This window comes from Enterobacter cloacae complex sp. ECL411 (genome assembly GCF_021869665.1).
Classification (GTDB): Bacteria; Pseudomonadota; Gammaproteobacteria; order Enterobacterales; family Enterobacteriaceae; genus Enterobacter; species Enterobacter intestinihominis.
Map to the genome: position 1 here is coordinate 1,776,503 of NZ_CP091486.1, position 20,057 is coordinate 1,796,559.

At 51.3% G+C, this 20,057-nt stretch carries 28 protein-coding genes; 10 read left to right on the top strand and 18 right to left on the bottom strand.

The window, feature by feature from the left end:
• Positions 1-7 precede the first annotated feature (7 nt).
• From L3069_RS08435 to L3069_RS08445, 3 genes are all read left to right on the top strand, one after another.
• Positions 8-1,176, top strand: a protein-coding gene (locus L3069_RS08435) for an IS3-like element ISEc52 family transposase (RefSeq protein WP_085929673.1) whose coding sequence is annotated in 2 segments (ribosomal slippage) — positions 8-257 and positions 257-1,176 — 1,170 coding nt in all. Because the reading frame shifts where the segments join, the coding sequence is not laid out codon by codon here.
• A gap of 281 nt (positions 1,177-1,457) precedes the next feature.
• The gene (locus L3069_RS08440; RefSeq protein ID WP_038415868.1) at positions 1,458-1,700 is read left to right on the top strand and encodes a DUF333 domain-containing protein; all 243 of its coding nucleotides are present in this window, start codon (positions 1,458-1,460) and stop codon (positions 1,698-1,700) included.
• A gap of 92 nt (positions 1,701-1,792) precedes the next feature.
• The gene (locus tag L3069_RS08445) at positions 1,793-2,098 is read left to right on the top strand and encodes a hypothetical protein (RefSeq protein ID WP_022647778.1); all 306 of its coding nucleotides are present in this window, start codon (positions 1,793-1,795) and stop codon (positions 2,096-2,098) included.
• Here L3069_RS08445 and L3069_RS08450 read toward each other — a convergent pair whose 3' ends face one another.
• Entirely contained in the window at positions 2,099-2,443 is a 345-nt protein-coding gene (locus tag L3069_RS08450) for a DUF488 domain-containing protein (RefSeq protein WP_022647779.1), read from the bottom strand. It lies immediately after the preceding gene.
• Positions 2,444-2,593: 150 nt separating this feature from the next.
• On the opposite strand from L3069_RS08450, the gene L3069_RS08455 reads away from it, so the two are divergent.
• Positions 2,594-3,301, top strand: a complete 708-nt coding sequence (locus L3069_RS08455; protein WP_022647780.1) for a CTP synthase — start codon at positions 2,594-2,596, stop codon at positions 3,299-3,301.
• Positions 3,302-3,332: 31 nt separating this feature from the next.
• On the opposite strand, the gene L3069_RS08460 is transcribed toward L3069_RS08455, so the two are convergent.
• A complete protein-coding gene (locus L3069_RS08460) occupies positions 3,333-4,520 on the bottom strand; it encodes a CynX/NimT family MFS transporter (RefSeq protein WP_038415869.1) in 1,188 nt (395 codons plus the stop codon).
• Between the two features lie 99 nt (positions 4,521-4,619).
• Here L3069_RS08460 and L3069_RS08465 point away from each other — a divergent pair, with 99 nt between their 5' ends.
• Positions 4,620-5,411: a helix-turn-helix transcriptional regulator gene (locus tag L3069_RS08465; RefSeq protein ID WP_023305889.1), complete on the top strand. Its 792-nt coding sequence runs from the start codon at positions 4,620-4,622 to the stop codon at positions 5,409-5,411.
• Here the strand turns inward: L3069_RS08465 and L3069_RS08470 are convergent.
• From L3069_RS08470 to L3069_RS08480, 3 genes are all read right to left on the bottom strand, one after another.
• Positions 5,395-5,841, bottom strand: coding sequence for a DUF441 domain-containing protein (locus L3069_RS08470; RefSeq protein ID WP_003857881.1), 447 nt, complete (start codon positions 5,839-5,841; stop codon positions 5,395-5,397). The genes L3069_RS08465 and L3069_RS08470 overlap by 17 nt on opposite strands.
• A gap of 106 nt (positions 5,842-5,947) precedes the next feature.
• Entirely contained in the window at positions 5,948-7,984 is a 2,037-nt protein-coding gene (locus L3069_RS08475) for a TIM-barrel domain-containing protein (RefSeq protein WP_032624454.1), read from the bottom strand.
• 15 nt (positions 7,985-7,999) lie between these two features.
• On the bottom strand, positions 8,000-9,331 hold the full coding sequence (locus L3069_RS08480; RefSeq protein WP_051979820.1) for a glycoside-pentoside-hexuronide (GPH):cation symporter: 1,332 nt from the start codon (positions 9,329-9,331) through the stop codon (positions 8,000-8,002).
• 285 nt (positions 9,332-9,616) lie between these two features.
• Between L3069_RS08480 and yoaI the strand changes: the two genes are divergently transcribed.
• Complete coding sequence (yoaI, locus tag L3069_RS08485; protein ID WP_017384693.1) at positions 9,617-9,718, top strand: small membrane protein YoaI; 102 nt, start codon at positions 9,617-9,619, stop codon at positions 9,716-9,718.
• Positions 9,719-9,738: 20 nt separating this feature from the next.
• Here the strand turns inward: yoaI and L3069_RS08490 are convergent, their stop codons facing one another.
• From L3069_RS08490 to L3069_RS08525, 8 genes are all read right to left on the bottom strand, one after another.
• A complete protein-coding gene (locus tag L3069_RS08490) occupies positions 9,739-10,239 on the bottom strand; it encodes a YbaK/prolyl-tRNA synthetase associated domain-containing protein (protein WP_023299826.1) in 501 nt (166 codons plus the stop codon).
• Between the two features lie 219 nt (positions 10,240-10,458).
• Positions 10,459-11,601, bottom strand: a complete 1,143-nt coding sequence (locus tag L3069_RS08495; RefSeq protein ID WP_032103854.1) for a phage integrase Arm DNA-binding domain-containing protein — start codon at positions 11,599-11,601, stop codon at positions 10,459-10,461.
• Positions 11,576-11,839: an excisionase gene (locus tag L3069_RS08500; RefSeq protein ID WP_022650818.1), complete on the bottom strand. Its 264-nt coding sequence runs from the start codon at positions 11,837-11,839 to the stop codon at positions 11,576-11,578. The genes L3069_RS08495 and L3069_RS08500 overlap by 26 nt, the downstream gene beginning before the upstream one ends.
• Positions 11,840-11,871: 32 nt before the next feature.
• On the bottom strand, positions 11,872-12,141 hold the full coding sequence (locus tag L3069_RS08505; RefSeq protein ID WP_214587005.1) for a hypothetical protein: 270 nt from the start codon (positions 12,139-12,141) through the stop codon (positions 11,872-11,874).
• A gap of 66 nt (positions 12,142-12,207) precedes the next feature.
• Complete coding sequence (locus L3069_RS08510; protein WP_214587080.1) at positions 12,208-12,723, bottom strand: hypothetical protein; 516 nt, start codon at positions 12,721-12,723, stop codon at positions 12,208-12,210.
• A complete protein-coding gene (locus tag L3069_RS08515; protein ID WP_236901911.1) occupies positions 12,723-13,487 on the bottom strand; it encodes a DUF551 domain-containing protein in 765 nt (254 codons plus the stop codon). Before L3069_RS08515 ends, L3069_RS08510 begins: the two co-directional genes overlap by 1 nt.
• The gene (locus tag L3069_RS08520; RefSeq protein ID WP_214587004.1) at positions 13,484-14,311 is read right to left on the bottom strand and encodes a chromosome partitioning protein ParB; all 828 of its coding nucleotides are present in this window, start codon (positions 14,309-14,311) and stop codon (positions 13,484-13,486) included. Before L3069_RS08520 ends, L3069_RS08515 begins: the two co-directional genes overlap by 4 nt.
• On the bottom strand, positions 14,311-14,670 hold the full coding sequence (locus L3069_RS08525; protein WP_223832634.1) for a hypothetical protein: 360 nt from the start codon (positions 14,668-14,670) through the stop codon (positions 14,311-14,313). Before L3069_RS08525 ends, L3069_RS08520 begins: the two co-directional genes overlap by 1 nt.
• 507 nt (positions 14,671-15,177) lie before the next feature.
• Here L3069_RS08525 and L3069_RS08530 point away from each other — a divergent pair.
• Both L3069_RS08530 and L3069_RS08535 read left to right on the top strand, forming a co-directional pair.
• Positions 15,178-15,636: a hypothetical protein gene (locus tag L3069_RS08530; protein WP_022648914.1), complete on the top strand. Its 459-nt coding sequence runs from the start codon at positions 15,178-15,180 to the stop codon at positions 15,634-15,636.
• 473 nt (positions 15,637-16,109) lie between these two features.
• Positions 16,110-16,319 (top strand): hypothetical protein, encoded by a 210-nt coding sequence (locus L3069_RS08535; protein ID WP_032103842.1) that lies wholly within the window; start codon positions 16,110-16,112, stop codon positions 16,317-16,319.
• A 35-nt stretch (positions 16,320-16,354) separates the two neighbouring features.
• Here L3069_RS08535 and L3069_RS08540 read toward each other — a convergent pair whose 3' ends face one another.
• The 5 genes from L3069_RS08540 to L3069_RS08560 form a co-directional block, all read right to left on the bottom strand.
• The gene (locus L3069_RS08540) at positions 16,355-16,711 is read right to left on the bottom strand and encodes a hypothetical protein (protein WP_032103840.1); all 357 of its coding nucleotides are present in this window, start codon (positions 16,709-16,711) and stop codon (positions 16,355-16,357) included.
• Positions 16,712-16,833: 122 nt separating this feature from the next.
• Positions 16,834-17,223, bottom strand: coding sequence for a hypothetical protein (locus L3069_RS08545; protein ID WP_032103839.1), 390 nt, complete (start codon positions 17,221-17,223; stop codon positions 16,834-16,836).
• A complete protein-coding gene (locus L3069_RS08550; protein ID WP_063436878.1) occupies positions 17,220-17,894 on the bottom strand; it encodes a type II toxin-antitoxin system HigA family antitoxin in 675 nt (224 codons plus the stop codon). The genes L3069_RS08545 and L3069_RS08550 overlap by 4 nt, the downstream gene beginning before the upstream one ends.
• 4 nt (positions 17,895-17,898) lie before the next feature.
• Positions 17,899-18,183: a type II toxin-antitoxin system HigB family toxin gene (locus tag L3069_RS08555; protein WP_032103838.1), complete on the bottom strand. Its 285-nt coding sequence runs from the start codon at positions 18,181-18,183 to the stop codon at positions 17,899-17,901.
• Between the two features lie 210 nt (positions 18,184-18,393).
• Positions 18,394-19,146, bottom strand: coding sequence for a S24 family peptidase (locus L3069_RS08560; protein ID WP_032103837.1), 753 nt, complete (start codon positions 19,144-19,146; stop codon positions 18,394-18,396).
• 34 nt (positions 19,147-19,180) lie between these two features.
• Between L3069_RS08560 and L3069_RS08565 the strand changes: the two genes are divergently transcribed.
• The gene (locus tag L3069_RS08565; protein ID WP_032103836.1) at positions 19,181-19,432 is read left to right on the top strand and encodes a hypothetical protein; all 252 of its coding nucleotides are present in this window, start codon (positions 19,181-19,183) and stop codon (positions 19,430-19,432) included.
• A gap of 22 nt (positions 19,433-19,454) precedes the next feature.
• A complete protein-coding gene (locus L3069_RS08570) occupies positions 19,455-20,015 on the top strand; it encodes a YmfL family putative regulatory protein (protein WP_072014854.1) in 561 nt (186 codons plus the stop codon).
• Positions 20,016-20,057: the final 42 nt, after the last annotated feature.

Genomic DNA, 20,057 nt, shown 5'->3' on the forward strand with positions numbered 1-20,057 from the left:
TGTCATAATGAAAAAAAGAAATTTCAGCGCAGAGTTTAAACGCGAATCCGCTCAACTGGTCGTTGACCAGAACTACACCGTGGCAGATGCAGCCAGCGCTATGGATGTCGGCCTTTCCACAATGACGCGATGGGTGAAACAATTACGTGATGAACGGCAGGGCAAAACACCAAAAGCCTCCCCCATTACCCCGGAACAAATTGAAATCCGTGAGCTCAGGAAAAAGCTACAACGTATTGAAATGGAAAATGAAATATTAAAAAAGGCTACCGCGCTCTTGATGTCAGACTCCCTGAACAGTTCTCGATAATCGGGAAACTCAGGGCGCGTTATCCTGTGGCCACTCTCTGCCATGTGTTCGGGGTTCATCGCAGCAGCTACAAATACTGGAAAAACCGTCCTGAAAAGCCAGACGGCAGACGGGCTGTATTACGCAGTCAGGTACTTGAACTGCATGGCATCAGCCACGGCTCTGCCGGAGCAAGAAGCATCGCCACAATGGCAACCCAGAGAGGCTACCAGATGGGGCGCTGGCTTGCTGGCAGACTCATGAAAGAGCTGGGGCTGGTCAGTTGCCAGCAGCCGACTCACCGGTATAAGCGTGGCGGTCATGAGCACGTTGCTATCCCGAATCATCTTGAGCGACAGTTCGCCGTAACGGAACCAAATCAGGTGTGGTGCGGTGATGTGACCTATATCTGGACGGGTAAGCGCTGGGCGTACCTCGCCGTTGTTCTCGACCTGTTCGCAAGAAAACCAGTGGGCTGGGCCATGTCGTTCTCGCCGGACAGCAGGCTCACCATGAAAGCACTGGAAATGGCATGGGAAACCCGTGGTAAGCCCGTCGGGGTGATGTTCCACAGCGATCAAGGCAGCCATTATACGAGCAGGCAGTTCCGGCAGTTACTGTGGCGATACCGGATCAGGCAGAGTATGAGTCGGCGTGGAAACTGCTGGGATAACAGCCCAATGGAGCGCTTCTTCAGGAGTCTGAAGAACGAATGGGTGCCGGCGACGGGCTATGTAAGCTTCAGCGATGCAGCTCACGCAATAACGGACTATATCGTTGGATATTACAGCGCACTAAGACCGCACGAATATAATGGTGGGTTACCGCCAAACGAATCAGAAAACCGATACTGGAAAAACTCTAACGCGGTGGCCAGTTTTTGTTGACCACTTCAATGTTATGCTGAAAATATAGACTCCGGTCATAGTAAAACATGAACAGGATTAATTTTATAGATTCTTCTGAAAGCGGATGAAGGAGAGGCTAAAAAAAAGCCCCGATGTTGAGATCGGGGCAAAACATCTTGATTACGGAATGATGTTCTCTGGTCAGAGTGAGAACAGACACCACTATAGGGATGAATCGTGCAGGTTTAATGGAGAAATCATGGAGAAAACGGCGATGACCCGTTACTCTGACGTTTTCAACACCCTGAAGGATCATGATAATGAAATATCTTCTCCTGGCGCTGGTTTTACCGCTGGCCGCATGCTCAACAAAGGCACCTCCTCCCGATGCGCCTCAACCGCCGCACGCTATTGGTATGGCAAATCCGGCGTCAGTGTACTGTCTGGAGAAAGGGGGAGAGCAAATCCCTGTACAAAGCCCGCAGGGCGTACGTACCGAGTGCAAATTGCCAGGCGGGGAAGTGATCGATGAATGGGATCTCTATCGCCGCGATCACCCGTAACCGACCAGATGACAACGGCAATAAAACTGCGATACACTTCTCTTTAGGATTATTCTTAGCCAGTTTCTGGCGGTACGTTTGCGAGAAGAAGTATGTTTCAGTTAAAACCGGGCAGCATGGCGATAATTGTGGGTGCGCGTACGACGGCGGGCCGTCGAAATATCGGTAAATCCGTGGAGCTGTTTGGCCTTTGTCAGCCGGGCCAGCGTTTTGTGAACCCGGTTAACGGCGTCATGACGCAATTACCTGATACATCAGCGCGTGCGCTGTGGCTGGTCACCGGTGATGTTTACGCCTTTGATAATCAGCACGGTTTTGCGTTTGTTCGCCCGGAACATTTGATGCCGCTTACTCCCGACGAGATGCCACACAACGTGGATGAGCTGGCAATCGGTTAATCACAGTTCACGCAGCCAGTCCGCCAGTACCCGCGCGTGATTCTGCTCCGTATTTTTCGCCCCATAGAGTAGCGTCACGGTCTGCTGTCGGGCGAGGGCCGCCAGGCGTTTGCCTTCATCCTGCTGCTGCGCCAGCTCTTTACGATAGGCTTCACTGAACGCGGTGAAATCTATCGTTTCACTGTGAAAGGCCTTTCGCAGTTCGCTGGACGGCGTTAGCGCTTTACACCACTCATCACAGGCGAGGTCGGTCTTTTTTATCCCTCGCGGCCAGAGTCTGTCTACCAGCACCCGGTAACCATCGTCTGACGTTGCCTGTTCATAGACGCGCTTACATTGAATCATCCGTTTTCCTCCTACCGTGCGACGTTCGGCAAGAACACTATAGCACCCGGCGTTTAACCACCCAATTTAAGGTATTGTGATAATTGCAAAAGATCGGTAGTCTGAGGTTCCTTATGTTATCTGAAAATCCTCCGGCATAAGGAATCTCTCATGGAACTCTCCCCGGTTAAAACGACGCTGCGCATTGCGCTGGTTGGTGATTACAATCCCGATGTTATTGCGCACCAGGCGATCCCGCTGGCGATTGACGACGCCGCTGCGGTTCTGGATCTCACCGCTGATTATGACTGGCTCGCCACGCCTGAGCTGACCAACCCCGAAGACCTGGTCGGGTATGATGCCATCTGGCTGGTACCGGCAAGCCCGTATAAAAACACCGAGGCGGCGTTTATTGCCGCGCGTTACGCGCGTGAGAACAGCATCCCTTTTCTCGGCACCTGCGGCGGGTTCCAGCATGCGCTGATTGAGTATGCCCGTAATGTGCTGGGCTGGCACGATGCAGGCCATGCCGAAACCGATACCGAGGGGAGGATGGTGATTGCGCCGCTGGCCTGCTCGCTGGTGGAAAAAACCGACGCGATTGAGCTGCGGAACAACACGCTGATTGCCAAAGCGTACGGCAAGCCGGAAATTCAGGAAGGTTATCACTGCAATTACGGCGTCTCGTCTGAGTTTGCCAGCCAGCTTGAGCGGGGCGACATGCGCGTAACGGGCTGGGACGAGCAGGGCGAAATCCGCGCGGCAGAGCTGCTGACCCATCCTTTCTTTGTCATCACCCTGTTCCAGCATGAGCGGGCTGCGCTTCAAGGGCGCCCGGTCGTGCTGGTGCAGGCCATGCTGCGGGCGGCGCAGGGATAAAAAAAGCAGACCGTCAGGTCTGCCTTGAATGTCAGCGGGGTGTGATCTCCCGGTCACGCCCGGCCAGCATGCCGCACAGGGCCATCACTACCGCAGCCAGCGCGCAGGCCAGCAGCGGAATGCGCCAGTCTCCGGCGGTATCGTGAATTTTCCCCATCAGCGGTGGGCCACAGGCCGCCAGCAGATAGCCAATCGACTGTGCCATGCCGGAGAGCGCGGCGGCCTGATGGGCCGAGCTGGCGCGCAGTCCGATAAACGTCAGGCCGAGGATCATGGTGGCGCCGGATCCAAAGCCAAACACCAGCGTCCAGACGACGGCCAGCCCCGGCGCGAACCAGAACCCGGCCGCACTGACGGCGCACATCAGAGCGACAAGCCCGGCTATGCCACGCTGATCGTTAAGACGGTGCAGGATCAGCGGAATGGCGAGACCGGGAACAGCGGTTGCCAGCTGGAGAAGTCCGTGCATGGAGCCAGCCTGCGTTTCGCTGTAGCCGTGGCTAAGTAAAATCGCGGGTAACCAGCCGATAATGACGTAGTAAATCAGCGAGTTAATGCCCAGAAAAAGCGTCACCTGCCAGGCGAGTGCGGAGCGCCAGATTGCCCGATTGTGCAACGCGCCCGCGCCGGTCAGGGTGGCGGCCGGCCTCTTGCGCCATTGCGGTAACCACAGCAGCAGCGCCACCAGCGGGAAGAACATCAGCATCAACAGCGCCCCGTGCCAGCCACCACTCCCCAGCGACAGCGGAACGATCAGCGCAGACCCTGCGGCAGCGGCGGCCCCCATCGTCAGCGAATAAGCCCCCGTCAGTTTTGCGACCTGGCCCGGAAAATCACGTTTGATTAATCCCGGTAACAGGACATTGCCCAGCGCAATCCCACAGCCCACGATCGCCGTACCGATAAACAGCAGCGAGGCCGACGGCAGCGAACGTACGCCAATCCCGATGCAAATCAGCAGCATAGCGATAAAAAGGCTGCGCTCCATGCCCAGGCGCCGGGCGACGCCTGCGGCAAGGGGAGAGATAAAGGCGAAGGCCAGCAGAGGCAGCGTTGTGAGCAGGCCGGTTTGCGCCGTGCTTAAGCCATAGTCCTGTCGGATGGTGTCGAGCAGGGGGGCGACCCCGGTAAAGGTGACGCGCAGCGTCGTGGCGATCATCAGGATGCCTGCAACCAGCAGCGCGCCCTGTTTCCCGGAAGGTTGAATAGCAGTAGTCATTATTGTCTCTTACGTTCAGGCGAGCGCATACCATACCGATTTAAGTCGTGGTTGAAATCAGGCTAAAATGACAGTTTATCGCTAATATCGGACAACTTTATGTATGGACTGGGACTCGACGGCTACGATCCCGATAGCCAGCACGACGCGGCGGTGGCCTTTCGCATCCGCGTGGTGGCACAAGAACAGTACATTCCGCTGCATCAGCACCGCAAAGGGCAGCTGATTATGGCGCTGGGAGGAGCGATCACCTGTGAAGTAGAGAACGCGATGCTGATGGTGCCGCCCCAGTATGCGGTGTGGATCCCGGGTCAAACGCCGCACAGCAACAAGGCGACGCCCGGCGCGCAGCTCTGCCTGCTGTTTATTGAACCCGGTGCGCTCGAATTGCCGACCCGTACCTGTACGTTGAAAATATCACCGCTGGTGCGGGAGCTGGTGCTGGCGCTCGCGGACAGGTCACAGGAGGAACTGCCTCTTCCCGCTACCGGAAGGCTGGTTGACGTCCTGTTTGATGAACTGCCCCTGCAACCGCAGGAGCATCTCCAGCTGCCGGTATCTCCGCATCCGAAAATTCGTCTGATGAGTGAGACCATGGCAAACGAACCTGCCGCCTGGCAGACGCTGGCGCAGTGGGCCAGCCACTTTGCCATGAGCGAGCGCAATCTGGCGCGGCTGGTGGTGAAAGAGACCGGCTTAAGCTTTCGCCGCTGGCGACACCAGCTCCAGCTGATTGTCGCATTGCAGTTTTTGATCGGCGGAAAGTCGGTCCAGCAGGCGGCGCAGGCGCTGGGGTATGACTCCACCACCGCCTTTATCACCATGTTCAAGAAAGGACTGGGACAGACGCCCGCCCGCTATATCGCCAGCCTGACTACGACTTCCCGATAAACAGCGAAACCAGTCCGGCAGCAATCAGCGGGCCAACCGGCACGCCACGAAATAGCGCCACGCCTAACACGGTGCCCACCAGCAGCCCGGCCACCAGAGAAGGCTGGCTGCTCATCAGCGTCACGCCGCGCCCGCCAAGCCATGAGACAAAAACGCCCACTGCAATCGCCACCAGCGATTTCCAGTTCACAAAGGAGTGCAGCAGCGTTGAGGCCGGTAGCGTTCCGCTGGCAATCGGGGCCATCACACCGATGGTCAAAATAATGATCCCGATGGTAAGCCCCTGTTTTTCTATCCACGGGAAGAAGGTGTTCAACGGTGTGACGCGAACGATGATCAGGACCAGAATGGAAATCGCGACGGTGGTATTGTGGCTGACAAAACCCAGAGCAGCCAGGGCCAGAAGTATGAGTAGTGTAGGGTCGAACATGACGGGATCCTTGCCAAAAATAGTAAGCCTGCTTACTTTACGCGCAAACGCGACGGCAGGCAGGCTTTACTGAAAAAATTGTCTATTTTTGGGCACTTGCCTGACGTCAGTCCACCAGTTGCTGGATAAGCGGACTCCCTTCGCGGATAAACACCGGGATGGTTTCCAGCGCCGCAGGCACCCGGATATGCTCCCCACCGGCGTAGCGCTCACCGTTGAGGGCGATCCAGCTATTGCCCGTCGGCAGCCAGACATCGCGCTCACGCTGACCGGCCTGCATAACCGGCGCCACCAGAAGATCTTCACCAAACAGATACTGATCTTCACACGCCCAGCTCTGCTTATCCTTCGGATAGTGCCAGAACAGCGGACGCATAAGCGGGTCTCCGTGCAGATGAGCCTGCCGGTACAACGCGTCAATATACGGGCGCAGGGTTTCGCGCACGGTAAGCCAGTGCTGCATGATGGCGTAATTCTCTTCTCCGTAACTCCACAGCTCATTAGGCGAACCGCTGTTACACTGAGGAATGCCGTCACGGTAGCGCTCCGGGGGCTGGATCTGCGGTTCGCGATAGCCGTGCATGCGCAGAACCGGTGTAAACACCGCCCACTGGAACCAACGGATCAGCAATTCATGGAACGCCGGGTCGTTAACGTTCCCTCCCTGGAAGCCGCCGATATCGGTCGTCCACCATGGGATCCCCGCCAGCCCCATATTCAGTCCTGCGGCGAGTTGATTGCGAAAAGCATGGAACGAGGAGTGGACATCACCCGACCACGCCAGCACGCCGAAGCGTTGGCTGCCTGCCCAGGCGCAGCGTACCAGGTTAACAATGTCGGTTTCGCCGTTTGCCTGGAGCCCATCGTAAAAGCCCTGCGCAAAGTCACGCGGGTAGCGATTGCCCACTTCCAGTACCGGACCGGCGTGGTAGCGATAGTTGTCAAAATCATAGGCGCGATATTCCGGCTCCGCTTCGTCCAGCCAGAACAGCTTAATGCCCATGTCGTAGTAATTTTTCTTCACCGTATCCCAGACGAATTTCCGCGCCTCTGGATGGGTCGCATCAAAGAAGGTGGTATTGCCCATAAAATCGAGGTTGACCTGCACGCCGCGCTCACTGCTGACTAGCCAGCCTTTGGCTTTCATCAGCGGGTAGAGGGGGCTGCGCGCCTCTACCGTTGGCCACACCGACACCATCAGCGCAATACCCATTTCGCGCAGCTCGTCGACCATGCCTTCAGGATCGGGCCAGTCTACGGGGTCGAAGCACCAGGTGCCCTGATTCGGCCAGTGGAAAAAGTCGATGACCATCACCGACAGCGGCAGATTACGGCGGCGATACTCCCGCGCAACCTCAAGCACCTCCTGCTGGGTGCGGTATCGCAATTTGCACTGCCACAGTCCACTGATAAACGTCGGGGCGGGGGGCGGAGTACCGGTGGCTTTCACATACTGGCGGGTGATCTCCGCCACCGTGTCAGCGGCGGTGATCCAGTAGTCCATCTCTCCTGTGACGCGGGCGCGCCATTCCGTCTGATTTTTTGCAAAGCTGGCTTCACCAATCGCCGGGTTGTTCCACAGCAGGCCATAGCCAAGGCTGGACTGCATAAAGGGCACGCTGGCCTGGGAGTTGCGCTGAGCCAGCTCCAGCGTACAGCCTTTCAGATCCAGCCACGGCTGTTGATACTGACCCATGCCATAGATGCGTTCATCCGGACGCGATTCAAACCGGACGGTGAGCTGATATTTGCCGCCCATCAGCGGTTTAAATTCGCGGCCATCCAGCTTCAGGGCGCTGACATATTTATCCTGACTCTTCTCGCTGGCACCGATACCCACCGTTGAACGCTGGCGCCACATCTCCTCCAGCAGCAGTTCGCCGCGCTGATTATAGAAGGCCAACTGACCTTTAAGGTTCAGGGTCGCGGTAATATTGCCGTTGCGCAGCGTCAGGCTTTCCGCTTCGGCGACAATCTCGGCCTGGCAAGGGGCGGCGGGTAACAGTGCCTGTAAGGCGTCATCAAATGCCGGGGAGCAGGTGGCCCTGACGCGAAGACTGTTTTCTCCCCAGGGTTCGATGCGCAGGATCTGGCGTTCAAAACGCCATTCGATACAGTTGGAATGTTGAATCAGCTCACTCATGGATAATGCGTCCTTCTAAACAGGGTGTTTGGCGAGATGGATGGATTGCATTGTGCTGTCGTCGAGCTTGTACCAGCGCAACGTGGCAAACGCGCAGATCGACAAGATGCCAGGTACGACGGTGAAGAGGGCGATGATGCAGTACATGGCCGTGGTGGTTTGTTCCGGGGCATTGGCAACATAGCCGCTTAAGCCCAGCGTCCAGCCAACAATCGCGCCGCTGATCGCCATCCCCAGCTTGAGTACGGCGAGGAAGGTGGAGAAGATCACGCCGTCCATGCGTTTGCCCTGTTTCCATTCGCCGTAATCGGCGACATCCGCCATCATCACCCACATTAGCGTGGTGGTGGCCTGGTAAAGGGTGGAGACGATAAACGTCATGGGCACCAGAATAAGCACCGACTTAGGCGCAAAGAACAGGGCGATGCTGAGTACCCCCGCCAGTACGGAACAATATCCAAACATCTGCACTTTGCTGACGTTCTGCGTCAGACGTTTGGCCAGCGCGCTGCCTGCGGCTTTCCCGAGAATATGCGCGCCGAGCATCCACATAAAATAGCTTGCGCTACCGAGATAATAAGTGACGAAATACATCATTGCGCCAAGGCGAATAACGCCAAAACCAATATTGGTTAATACCAGGACGGCGACAACTCGCCATTGGTCGTTTCGTAATAAATCCCGCAGTTCCGCAAGATAATTATTGTGGGTGGCGGGAGCCTTAATACGTTCACGCGTATTGGCGAAGCAGATCCAGAACATGATCACCGCGACGGTCGCCATAATGGCCATCGCCCAGCGGTAGCCCAGTAATTTATCGTCGCCGCCTAAAAACTCTGCCAGCGGCATCATAAAGAATGTCGACAACGCACCACCCAGCGTGGCAAGGAAAAAGCGATAAGACTGAAGGGAAATTCGCGCATCGTTGTCGGGCGTAATCACCGCGCCCATGGAGCAATAGGGAATATTGATTGCGGTATACATCAGCATCATCAGGGTATAGCTGACGGTGGCGAAAATCATTTTACCGTGCAGGTCGAGCGACGCCGGCACGGCGTAGGTCAGCAGACAGCTTGCGCCAAAGGGCAGCGCCAGCCACAGCATCCAGGGGCGGAATTTTCCCCAGCGGGTATGCGTCCTGTCTGCGATATAGCCCATCGCCGGATCAATTATGGCATCGGCGGTTCTCGCCAGAAGAAACATAGTGCCCACGAATGCGGCAGGTAACCCCACCACGTCCGTATAGTAAAACGTCAGAAAAATAATGACGTTATCCAGCCCAATATGGCTCGCCATATCGCCTAACCCATAACTGATTTTTTCTTTACGGGTAATTATCTCAGTCATTGTATTCACCTTGCCAGTGTAAGGTTTATTTATGAGGTGCTCCGTAAACAAGGTTAACCATCATGAAAAGGTTAACAATTGCGAGATCTGGCATCGGGGTTACGTAAATTTCTTTTCGTGATACCGGTAACAAATAAAGTATTTAAACAGTGACTTTATACGGGGGAGGGGAGTTAACAGCGAATCGTTTCAGCGAAAAATTGTCATTTCGCGGACGCGTCATTGTCATTTAACTGTCATTATGCGGGAGTAAAAAAAAAGGAAATGGGCAAGGCAGAGGGCATCATGAACGATCCTATGTTTGTCGAAACGCTGATTATCTCCTCATCGTTTTTTATCATCGCGATTATTTTGATTGCTTCCGTGCTGCTGCTGGAAAACGGCTGACCGTTAGCCAGCCTCTGTATTTATTGTTTACGGAACGACACCAGTTCAGGACGGGCGATTCGCAGATAGTCCTGGGTATCCATAATCACCGATTTTTCCAGCAGACCGGCGTTAAAGGCGATCTCGTCAAAGCGCTCAAACAGCAACGGATCGGCGACAAGCGTCAGATCCGGGTGAAAGCTGAAGGGGGGAATGGCGCCGAAAACGCAGCCGGTAAGCGCATCCACTTCGGCCGGACTGGCGAGAGATGCCTTAAGCCCTCCGAAATGGCTGGCCAGCAGGCTCAGATCGGCCTGCCGATCGGCGGCGAGGATTGCCAGAATATGTTTCTTAACGCCGTTGCCTTTTACCTTACAGACCAGCGCTTTTGCTCCCTGGCGGAGATCGGTCCCGCGAATTTCACTGACCGCTTCGCATTTCCCTACGGCCTCATGCGCCACCACACGAAAGTGCGCCTCCTGCTCGGTTAATAAGCTGATTAGCTGCTGATGGGTTGTCGTCCCGGTCACGTCATCAGACATAACGATTTCACCTGTGATTAGCCATTACGTAGCTTGCTACATTAGCACGGGAGGGAGAGGGCTGAAAGAAAACAGCCAGCGGGAGCGCTGGCTGTTGATTCATGCGTTGCTGGTGGAAGACTGTTTCTGGAGCAATTCGCTAAAATCTAAGTGACTGAATTTAATTCGTAAAACTCTTTCCCCAAAACATCCCCAAAATAATTCCCCAAAACTCCCTGTTTAAATCACAACTTTTTTCCATTCTAGACCACGATCATCTCCATACATTACGCTCATTGCTTCGGTTTTATGCCCTAAAAGAGTTTTGACATCTATACCCTGAGCTTTGTATGTTCTTGATGAAAGCGAGCGCTGTTCATGAAACGGCGGAAGGGCAGTGCAATCCTTAGGCCAGGTGATATTTGCTTTATCTCTTGCCTCCTTAAAATATCTTGATATTGTTTTTTCGGGAACGTGAGATCCCGCTTTACCGTAAGCGTGATGCTTAACATGGTGGATCAGATAAGGGCTCACTACTCTATCGCGACACTTACTAATAACATCAGCCAGAGTCAACCCGATTGCATCGCACTTTAAATTTAAGGGGATAGCTAACTTCATTCCGGTTTTATTTTGGGTAACATGAAGGTGATTATCCCAAATGTCACTAAACTTCATCTCGACTATGTCACCTATCCTTTGCCCGGTTACTAAAGCCAAAAGCATAGAATTTTGAGCGCAAGGCGGCAAAGAGCCTGCGCTTTCAAAAATCAATTTCCATTGTTCAATGCTAAGTCTGCTTCGTTTCACTTTGGCTATTGGATTTTTTACAGCTAAGGCTGGGTTGTAGCCAGGATCAACCTCGCCAGCATGCTGCGCCTCTTTGAACACGTCGTTTAGTACGCTTCTTATCAGTTGGCCCATTCTGTGCTTTCCCTCTGCCTTATATTCATCAATAATTTTTGCAATAAGTCTTGTATCAACATCCTTCAGGCGAAGGTTTGGCACTCTATCTGCGAGAATCTGCGAACATAATCGTCTGGATTTTACAGTAGGGTTTTTTATCTCACCGTCACGCAACCTTTCCATCTGAATTTCGATGTATTTTTTAATCCACTCAGAAACACGTATACCTTGATCCTTTTTCCCTGAGCTCTTCATTGCCATATCAATCAGAGCATAAGATTGCTGAGTTTCTTGTTCTGCGGTTATACGGTTCATCTCGATTGCAGCAGCTTTTGCCGCTTCATCATCTGTCCCGAATCCAATAAATGAACCTGTTACAGGGTGGCGATATTGCCAATAAATTTTTGAAGTACGCTTATCTAACTTACAGTAAAGGTTGGGTATTTTGACATTATGTTTTCTGGGGCGAGCTGCCATTTATTGCTTTCTCCACTAACTGGCGGGCCTTGTCTGATAATGATGACGAAATATCAACACTGCCAACCATGCCAACAAAACGAGCATCTTCATCTATAACCCAGCGTCGACCTTGCTTTAAGGCTGGCGGATAAGTCTGTTTGGTCTTTGCTATTTTGTTTAATGCTGAGTTGCTTAATGGATATTTGAATCCATTAGGACCAGATGCCCACTCATGAAGTGTTACTAACTGCCCCATGCGTTTCTCTCCACTTAACCGGCTGCACCCGGCTATCTTTTATAGAAAATGCATGATGAGCACCCACCACGGAGGCCATCATTGCAGGTACGACATATTTTCGTTTCGTTGTTATAAAGCTGGTTGGCCATCTCCTTTGAAATAATTACTGGCATCGGCACGCGGATAACCAGACGACGGAGTTCGGCTATTTCGTCTGCCTGCTCAATGACTCTGGCATACAGGTCCGATGCTTCACCTTTCCACCATGCCGCATCGGCTTTAAGGCGGCGCAGGCGCCGCTGCTTGAGTTTGCTCACCATGGCAGCCACCCCATTTGCTGAAGTGCGCCGATTGCCAGCAGCACGAACATCACCACGTCGAATGGGTTAGGCATTGGCCACCTCCGGAGGAGAGAAGCTTGGAAGACCGTCATATACCTGGTCAAGATGGCCACGCACCTGCATGCGGCGAAGAGCGCTGTACATGTAATCGCATTCTGCCTGCTTATTGGCGGCGAAAGGCTTGGATGATCTATTGCACCACATCGCATTGCCTGGCCATCCGTGAACTTTATAGACACGGCCATTTTTTACGTGGAGCAGGCCCCATCCTGGAGGCAGTTCATGAATCTCAATAAAACCGGGTTCGGCCATAAAGAATCGCCAGTCGCCCATACCTTCGCTTGGCATTCTGCGAAATGGTTTCTTGCGGTCAGCCAGAAAGTCAGCGCGAGAACACTTCACCTCGATCAGGCATGACGCAAGATTCCTGAATCCGAGCGCATCAGGCTGCTCACCCGTAGAAACGGCGGCAACAAAGCGATCATGAAACGCTACTTTGAATCCGTTGTTCTGGAGGAATTTACAGGCCAGCACGCAGAGCTCACTGTGGGTTAAGGCCATCACTTCACCTCCTGCTGCGGTGCTGCTGGCATTGGCATCCAGTGAGAAACCAGAACATGCTCAACGCAATCAACCGGGCTCCCGTCAAGGCGGTTAAAGAAATTTCCTGAGTGTTCGTCGAAAAAAGAAACATGACGATAACCAAAAATGTTGTGAGTGATGACCTCTTGTTCATCCTCAGGCATCCGCTCACTGCAAGCCACCCAGCCATCCGGCAACTCATCACGATTACTTACAGGTTCGGCACCCTGAAGAATGGCGGCGATGCTTGTTCTCCTGAGAAAGTTAATACTTTTCAAAGTATCTTCCTCAAGCGTTGATCCTTTGTAACCAGTTGAATGAGCTTCAGCACGCTTATGATGGTACCTTAATGCAGCAATGCATTTTCTTATCTCGTCACGGCATGTTTTCTCTTCTTCCTCAAGCTCAGCAAAGATTTCGTCATCCATATCCCAAAGCATTGCTCGCTGCTCATCAGGCACAGATACCGGCGCTGGCGGGGTTGATTTGCTGGGAACGTAAAGTTCTTCGATATTCTCAGCCAGTACCTTCTCAAAATCGACACCCAGAGATTCCTGAGATGCGACAAAGTCACTTAATTTACTATCCGCTTCGATCGAGGCCAGCGCGATTTCAGATAGGGACAATTCAATCTCCCATTTTCGCTTTGCCAGGGGCAATGGATTTCCACGCAACATTTGCTTGGCAAAATCAATTCTTGAGCATGCTGCTGCGATTAACTGCTCTTTGGTGAAGGTGCTCATGATGCTTCTCCATGACGCTGAACGGCGATAGCTTTGTGCTCGTCGATGATTTCCACGACTTCTGCATGGACCAATCCTTTGAGATAGATAACACCTGTGTCGCTTATACCCGCCAGGCTGATCAGCTCTACAAGGCGACGCGCTTTCTTAACGCTAATTTCTGGCGCTATAACGCTGCGGGTGACTTTCTTCTTACCTTTGGCAGCAGCAGAAGCTTTATCCTTCTGAAGAACCTCACCGGCCTTTTCGCCAAACTCTTTTACTCGGTCAACGGCCACATCTACAGACACGGTCCCGGACTTAACTTCTTTCTGAACGTCGTGATTGGCTGTGCTAAGAAGCAGAAGCTTTTCGACAGTAGGGACAGACTTGTTGACCAGTTTTGCTATCTCGCTGGTGGTCTGGTTGAAGGCGTTATGAAGCTCCTGAATAACAGCTGCCTGTTCCATATCGGATAGCGGGAGCTGGTTGTTACTGGTCATGATGCGCGCCAGGCGCTGAACATCGCTACCGTTGAACGGCATGATGTGGATGCGGTCTACTGGCTTACCAGCTTCTGCACAACGCGCATAGCAGCGACGACGACGGTGGCCTTCAACAACCCACACTCCACCTTCATCACGGGCTATAACTTCCAGCGGGGGAACGGAGCCACCGTTCATCAGATAGTTGAAGAGGTCATCATCTGCCTGGCGGGTACGTTCATCATCTTCGCGTTTGTTGAAACCTTCCCGCACATGGATTTGGTCGAGGCTGATGAACATCCCGGTATCGGTGCGCTTGATGGTCCCGTCACGGGTCATTTGCTTGAATGAGTTAGCCATCAGAGAGCCACCTCGCTATTTTGGGAAATGACGACGGTAGACAACTCACGCAGTTCTCGCTGGGCTTCCAGTAAATGCATATTTGTTCTGATCTTCGTGTGGCGTTCAACAATGCGGTCACACTCTTTGGCCCAGCTTGCGACATCTTCACGCAACGTGGCGTTCTGAACAGCCAGTTCCTTACGCTGAGCCATCGCTTCACAAAGCGCGACGCTGGTATAGTCCAGGCGGTTAGCCAGTTCTTTCATAATGCCGCAATAAGCTGGCGGAAGGAGAGGGGCTGCCTTACGCGCTGCGTCAATCAGCTGCTCCCGGGTCATGCGTGGTTGTAACTCGGTGACGTTCTGTGTGTTAGTCATGGATAGTTTCTCCGTGTTATACGCGCTCTGCACAGCGCTGAATTTTGGTTGCACGAATCCCTCGCCGATTGGCGACAAAAAATAAAGGGGTTTCGTTTTAATAAGCACCCAACCAGGGCACTTAGTGAAACGGGCGGCTGCCACCGCCAGTTAGCTTCTCCACAATTGGGAGCGCGTTCTCCTGAGTTGATTTAACGACTACGCCTCTCAAGTTGAACGCTGAACGCGCTTTCAGTTGTGTAAAAGGGGCGGTCGACATTAAGGACATTCAAAACTGTCGACCGCCAAGACTACACACAGCAATCAAAACTTTGCCTGTCTTTTCACCACATCAGGCTCGGTGGATCTGGCTATTCCCCAACAACCAGAGTTCAGTTAATCTGGATATCCCCAGCAACCACATGAGTACTTTTCAATGAAAAATTATTCAGATTATGAAGAGCGGCACATGTCTCCTTTTAAGAGACCTGAGCCACCAAAACCCAACGACGAAGACTGAGGTACCGCATGAACCGCGACGATATAATTTTTGATATTCATTATTCGCACTATCTGGAAAAGATGTTTGCCACCCTTACAGGGCGGATTGACCGAATAATTACGTTCATAATTATTTTGTCCGGGTGCGGCGTATTTGTTTCCGTGACTGGCTATTTTATTGTCGGCGCATTGATAGCTGCGTTGTCGATCTGCCAGGTTGTATTTCAGTTCTCCCGGGCGTCAGGTGTTGCGGCAGAGCATGCAAGAAAATACCTGGCATTGATCACAGATGAGCCAGCACTATCGAATGAGGAATTGTTGTCCCGCTTTAAACTTTTGCAGGATTCCGATTCGGAGCCATGGGGATCGCTTAAACCAGCCGCGCATAAACGCGCTTCAATAGTGCTTGGTCGCATTGACAATTCCCGTGCTCTCACTAGCAAAGAGGCTTTTCTCGCGAGGCTTGGGGGAGATCTTCCAGTATAGGATTTCAAGATGATTGAAAGAGCTGGTGGACATAAGCCAACACAACCACGGCCACCTGTCCAACCAAGTCCCCGCCCGCAGGGTTAGGGATATCCAGATTGTTAAAGAGCAAAGCGTCCTATGGGCGCTTTTTTATTTTCTGAATGCATCCTCGTCTCTTCCGAGGTGTCACACCTGATCGCCACGCTGGTGAAACGTCTCTGGCTGTCGTACTTGCCTGGCTTGCACATTCCGGCTACCCGCTGGATCTGGATACTCGAAGGAATCCCCGGACCGCTGCGGCACATGTGCCATATGCCGTACTGCTAACTGTTAGTAGCTAATGAAATCAATATGTACCAATAGTTCAATTATGTAAAGCACCAAAAGTACACTTAATGATTGCAATGCAATAATGTATTGATTTTTCGGGTTATTTATTTTTATCAGATAATGATGTTATGATTAAATAAACATCAGAAAGGGGCGCATTAATGGATTTGGACGATGAAAGGGTAAGTATGATTGTTCATGCCATGGGCAGGGCGGTTATGGATTTGTCGCTCTCAGGCCAGCCATTGACGCAGGAGGCTATCATCAAGAAGCTGGAACAGTACCGCAGAGAAACGGGCAATGTGATCGGCAAGGGAGTTAACAGGGATGCTGCGGAGATAGTGAGGAAAGGTAGTAAGGCTGTGAAGTAGGCATAAAAAACCCGGCTCAATGGCCGGGAATTCATTTAGTTCGCTTTCTCGCAACCCGGCTGCCCACGGTCAATAACTTCGGTTCCCTCTACAATAAATCCGAATTTACCGAACAGGAAAGAGTGGTTGAATTGAGTGACAACAACGTCAGAAAGAGCAACAGAGCATTTGTTCTTCTCAATAGCACGATCAATGGCCGTTTTCACATTCGGAATCCCGAGCGGGAAAATCACGACTGGAGCAGAGTCTTCTGCTTTAACGCGCGCGCCTTTAACGAAATTGTTTGAGTTGAGATTGTAATTTTTAGTACTCGCTACAGTCAGATCCGCAACGCGAGAGCTGCACCCAGCCAACATCATTACCCCAAGAGCTAAAGCTAAAACTTTTTTCATTTATTGTTTCCTTTGATTGCAATCGGAAACATCTTAACATAAAACGAGGTCTTTGGAGATCACCTGTTCTAAGGGCTTTCAAACATTAAAAACCCGGCGCGGTGGCCGGGTGCAGCTAATTATTACTCTTCGAATGGTTCTTCTGTAAAATTGATATATGGTAAATTAAAAGATCCAAGCCCAGACATACTGATTAGCTGCTCGGCGTAAGATTTTATGTAGGGGTATGCTAAAGATGGTGCAATTGAACGAACTTCAAATGAAGCGAACAATTCGCTCGATACTTCAGAGTCAGTTGTGAAATCAAAATCATAAGAAATATCCACTTTAACAACATTTTCGATTGTCACCTCAACTTCATAACGAATTCTGAAGAGGTTCTGATCCTTGGTGTTTCCGTAAAATTCATTAGAAATAGTTACATTAGCTTTAGCTTTCTTTTTACCGCTATCACCCTGAATCATTTCAAGGGTAGCTTTATGAACTTTCTTTGAAACAAGATTTAATTTCATGATATTAGATTAAAACTCTCATCCAGGTAACGAGTGTTAGTTGAGTGAACCTTTGTGCCAATCACTCCATCAAAGATTTTGGTTGCTCTAGCCCGCGAAAATGTGTGTTTAACCGCTTTTAGTTCTTTTCTTTCGGAACTCATAGAGAGTGGACTAACCACCTCTGCTCGCTGAGTAATCCTTCCATGTGCAATGAAATCTGGTATGTTCGAAAAACCAGCATCTATATTCATATGAGAGGAAACTGACACACCAATTAACTCAAGCAACTCATCGCTAGAATCCAACGGCGTCCACTCTAATTCATTGACATCTTTAATCAAAATTTCCGCAGGAATGCCAAGTCCATTATGTATTTTTCGAATCATAGGCAGGCTCAATGGGCGCTTCCGGTTAAGCACTTCAGAGACTTTAGATGCTGAACCGATAAACTGCTTCATGTCAGCAGAAGTTAATCCCTCTTGATCCATGCGGAATTTTATGGCCTCAATGGGATCTGGCTTGTCCATCTGGAAATTGGCTTTTTCATAATGACCAACGAGAAGAGTTAGCAACTCGAACTCGTCCATTTGGTCTGTATCAACTTCAAGGCCGGCATTGGCTAGCTCAATGATGCGAGCCATAGCTTTATCATAGTCACCTTTGGTTTTAATGATTTTCCAGTTTTCCATAATCTCAAAGCCTCCACTTATCATACTCGGCATGAGTCCCGACTTGCTCAACAATCACCGTTCCAGCCACAAACACCACCTGAACAACCAATCGATAATCATTACCTTTAATGTTAAAGATAACCCTATTGTTCGGACGAAAATCGGCATGGCTGAATCTATTTTTAATGTCCTGAGGAGTTTTCCATTTAGCTCTACACGCTTCATCATACCAAGCTTCAAGTGGCCCTTTTGCCTGGTTGTGCTTCTTGATGAACTTCTGGAGCTCCTCTAATCCTATGACAATCATATCTTGCCAACGTTCCCCTTTTGGGAATTATAAGATAAATTCCCAAAAAGGGAATGGTTCATACAAACTTAGTTAACCTTTAAGCTGTGCAGTTAGCAAGATTGCTCCCCTCAACAAACGTATCGTCAGTCCATTTTGCTAACGATTCTTGCGATACCCATGCGGCATACCAAGGAATAACATGCCATCACATCAGTCGCAGCCTCGTTTCTATAGCTTGTTATACGCTATTGACTCATGGATGAGTGCTTTGCCCATGATGTATAGCTGGTCCTGATTCTCTTCAGTTACGTACCAGTCTTTGTATGCCGGATTATCTGAAAGCACGGCTAACTGTAATCCCTGCATTTGCAGGCGCTTGACATGAAAGTGTTGCCCGAAAACAAATGCATAAACTCCGTCAACCTTGAAGTTCCTCACTGACACATCAAAGAAGAGGCGATCACCAGATTGAATCGTTGGGCACATGCTGTCACCGTCTACAGTCATGACCTTCACATCGTGCTGAGGTCGGTTACCAAAGAGGGAGCGCGCATGTTCACCTGTGAACTCAATAGCATGCAGAACTTCTACAAACTCAGAAATCATGAACGAGCCTGGCCCCGCACTGACAGTCAGGTCGAGAACGTCGACGCGGTAAACGTCATTGGCAATACTGGCTTGTCTTTTGATAATCCCATCCTCAGAAGAGTCACCTAACAGGTAAGTGGCAGACGTGCCAAGATAAGCTGCTAATTCCTGCAACTTTCCGCGCCTTGGTATTGCTTCCCCGTTAAACCATTTGCTCACAGCTTTAGGTGTTAGCTTCATTTTCTTAGCAATTTCTGCCTGTCGACCATGAATCTGTAAACCAGCTTTTTCACAGGCCAGCGCTAGCCTTTTGGAGAAGTCTTGTCGCGCTCTTTCTTCCTGAACCATGAGTTCAATAATAGGTGTACTTGCGTGAACTATCAGTTCCGTCATAATATGTACTTTAAGTTCATAAAGTGAGGTTCATATGCAAGAGGAAAAACTCCCAACTCTTACCGAAGCAATCAAGGAGATAGGTGTCATTGCCATCTCTTCTGCGTGCGGATGTAGTGTTCGTTCCATCTACAAGTGGATGAAAAAAGGATGCCTGCCTCGTACAGATTTTACTGGCGAGACTAACTATGCGGAAAAAATCGCTTTAGCCTCCGAGGGAAAATTCTCAAAGGAATTGATCAAGGCGATTAGTCGTCCCCAAAAGCCTACAGATTCAGCGGTTTGATAGAAACCACAGAAAAGAGGATATGACCGTGGGTATAGAACCTGAATGGAAAGTTGAGAAGCAGCCCGCCTGGCTAGTGGCCGCAATCAGGAAGACGATTGCCGCGTTGCCAGGCGGATACGCTGAAGCGGCAGAGATTCTGGACGAAACCCAGAATTCACTCTTTAACCGCCTTCGTGCTGGTGGCGACCAGATCTTTCCAATGGGCTGGGCAATGGTGCTTCAGAGAGCTGCTGGCGTAAGTTACATCGCTGACGCGTACTCTCGTGAAACTGATAACGGAATACACGTTCCCGGCGCCGTGCCTGATGATGAAAACGAAGAGATTGGCCTGAAACTGGCCGAGCTGGTGGGGAGACTTGGTGAGCTGGTCAATGCTTACCGTCATTACATTGAAGATGGTGTAGTTGACCGGAGCGAGTGGCAAAGTCTTAACGATATCGCATATCAGTTCAGGGTCACTCTCATGACGTTCCTGAACCTTATTTCCCGTGTTTATTGCCTCCCAGAAATGGGTGAGGCCCGCGAGTGTGCAGCTCCGGGCCCCTTGGCGTGTCGTATCAGTGGAGAAACTAACGCATGAACAGTGTAACGGTAAACAACCATCTCCCGCAACTCCGTGGTA

Coding starts and splice junctions, on each gene's coding strand:
- L3069_RS08480 (WP_051979820.1), bottom strand. CDS start 9,331: ATGACTGAGATAATTACCCGTAAAGAAAAAATCAGTTATGGGTTAGGC.
- yoaI (WP_017384693.1), top strand. CDS start 9,617: ATGAACGATCCTATGTTTGTCGAAACGCTGATTATCTCCTCATCGTTT.
- L3069_RS08555 (WP_032103838.1), bottom strand. CDS start 18,183: ATGATTGTCATAGGATTAGAGGAGCTCCAGAAGTTCATCAAGAAGCAC.
- L3069_RS08520 (WP_214587004.1), bottom strand. CDS start 14,311: ATGGCTAACTCATTCAAGCAAATGACCCGTGACGGGACCATCAAGCGC.
- L3069_RS08475 (WP_032624454.1), bottom strand. CDS start 7,984: ATGAGTGAGCTGATTCAACATTCCAACTGTATCGAATGGCGTTTTGAA.
- L3069_RS08505 (WP_214587005.1), bottom strand. CDS start 12,141: ATGGTGAGCAAACTCAAGCAGCGGCGCCTGCGCCGCCTTAAAGCCGAT.
- L3069_RS08495 (WP_032103854.1), bottom strand. CDS start 11,601: ATGGCAGCTCGCCCCAGAAAACATAATGTCAAAATACCCAACCTTTAC.
- L3069_RS08565 (WP_032103836.1), top strand. CDS start 19,181: ATGCAAGAGGAAAAACTCCCAACTCTTACCGAAGCAATCAAGGAGATA.
- L3069_RS08470 (WP_003857881.1), bottom strand. CDS start 5,841: ATGTTCGACCCTACACTACTCATACTTCTGGCCCTGGCTGCTCTGGGT.
- L3069_RS08530 (WP_022648914.1), top strand. CDS start 15,178: ATGAACCGCGACGATATAATTTTTGATATTCATTATTCGCACTATCTG.
- L3069_RS08545 (WP_032103839.1), bottom strand. CDS start 17,223: ATGAAATTAAATCTTGTTTCAAAGAAAGTTCATAAAGCTACCCTTGAA.
- L3069_RS08445 (WP_022647778.1), top strand. CDS start 1,793: ATGTTTCAGTTAAAACCGGGCAGCATGGCGATAATTGTGGGTGCGCGT.
- L3069_RS08515 (WP_236901911.1), bottom strand. CDS start 13,487: ATGAGCACCTTCACCAAAGAGCAGTTAATCGCAGCAGCATGCTCAAGA.
- L3069_RS08455 (WP_022647780.1), top strand. CDS start 2,594: ATGGAACTCTCCCCGGTTAAAACGACGCTGCGCATTGCGCTGGTTGGT.
- L3069_RS08460 (WP_038415869.1), bottom strand. CDS start 4,520: ATGACTACTGCTATTCAACCTTCCGGGAAACAGGGCGCGCTGCTGGTT.
- L3069_RS08465 (WP_023305889.1), top strand. CDS start 4,620: ATGTATGGACTGGGACTCGACGGCTACGATCCCGATAGCCAGCACGAC.
- L3069_RS08500 (WP_022650818.1), bottom strand. CDS start 11,839: ATGGGGCAGTTAGTAACACTTCATGAGTGGGCATCTGGTCCTAATGGA.
- L3069_RS08570 (WP_072014854.1), top strand. CDS start 19,455: ATGACCGTGGGTATAGAACCTGAATGGAAAGTTGAGAAGCAGCCCGCC.
- L3069_RS08550 (WP_063436878.1), bottom strand. CDS start 17,894: ATGGAAAACTGGAAAATCATTAAAACCAAAGGTGACTATGATAAAGCT.
- L3069_RS08525 (WP_223832634.1), bottom strand. CDS start 14,670: ATGACTAACACACAGAACGTCACCGAGTTACAACCACGCATGACCCGG.
- L3069_RS08510 (WP_214587080.1), bottom strand. CDS start 12,723: ATGGCCTTAACCCACAGTGAGCTCTGCGTGCTGGCCTGTAAATTCCTC.
- L3069_RS08560 (WP_032103837.1), bottom strand. CDS start 19,146: ATGACGGAACTGATAGTTCACGCAAGTACACCTATTATTGAACTCATG.
- L3069_RS08540 (WP_032103840.1), bottom strand. CDS start 16,711: ATGAAAAAAGTTTTAGCTTTAGCTCTTGGGGTAATGATGTTGGCTGGG.
- L3069_RS08450 (WP_022647779.1), bottom strand. CDS start 2,443: ATGATTCAATGTAAGCGCGTCTATGAACAGGCAACGTCAGACGATGGT.
- L3069_RS08440 (WP_038415868.1), top strand. CDS start 1,458: ATGAAATATCTTCTCCTGGCGCTGGTTTTACCGCTGGCCGCATGCTCA.
- L3069_RS08535 (WP_032103842.1), top strand. CDS start 16,110: ATGGATTTGGACGATGAAAGGGTAAGTATGATTGTTCATGCCATGGGC.
- L3069_RS08490 (WP_023299826.1), bottom strand. CDS start 10,239: ATGTCTGATGACGTGACCGGGACGACAACCCATCAGCAGCTAATCAGC.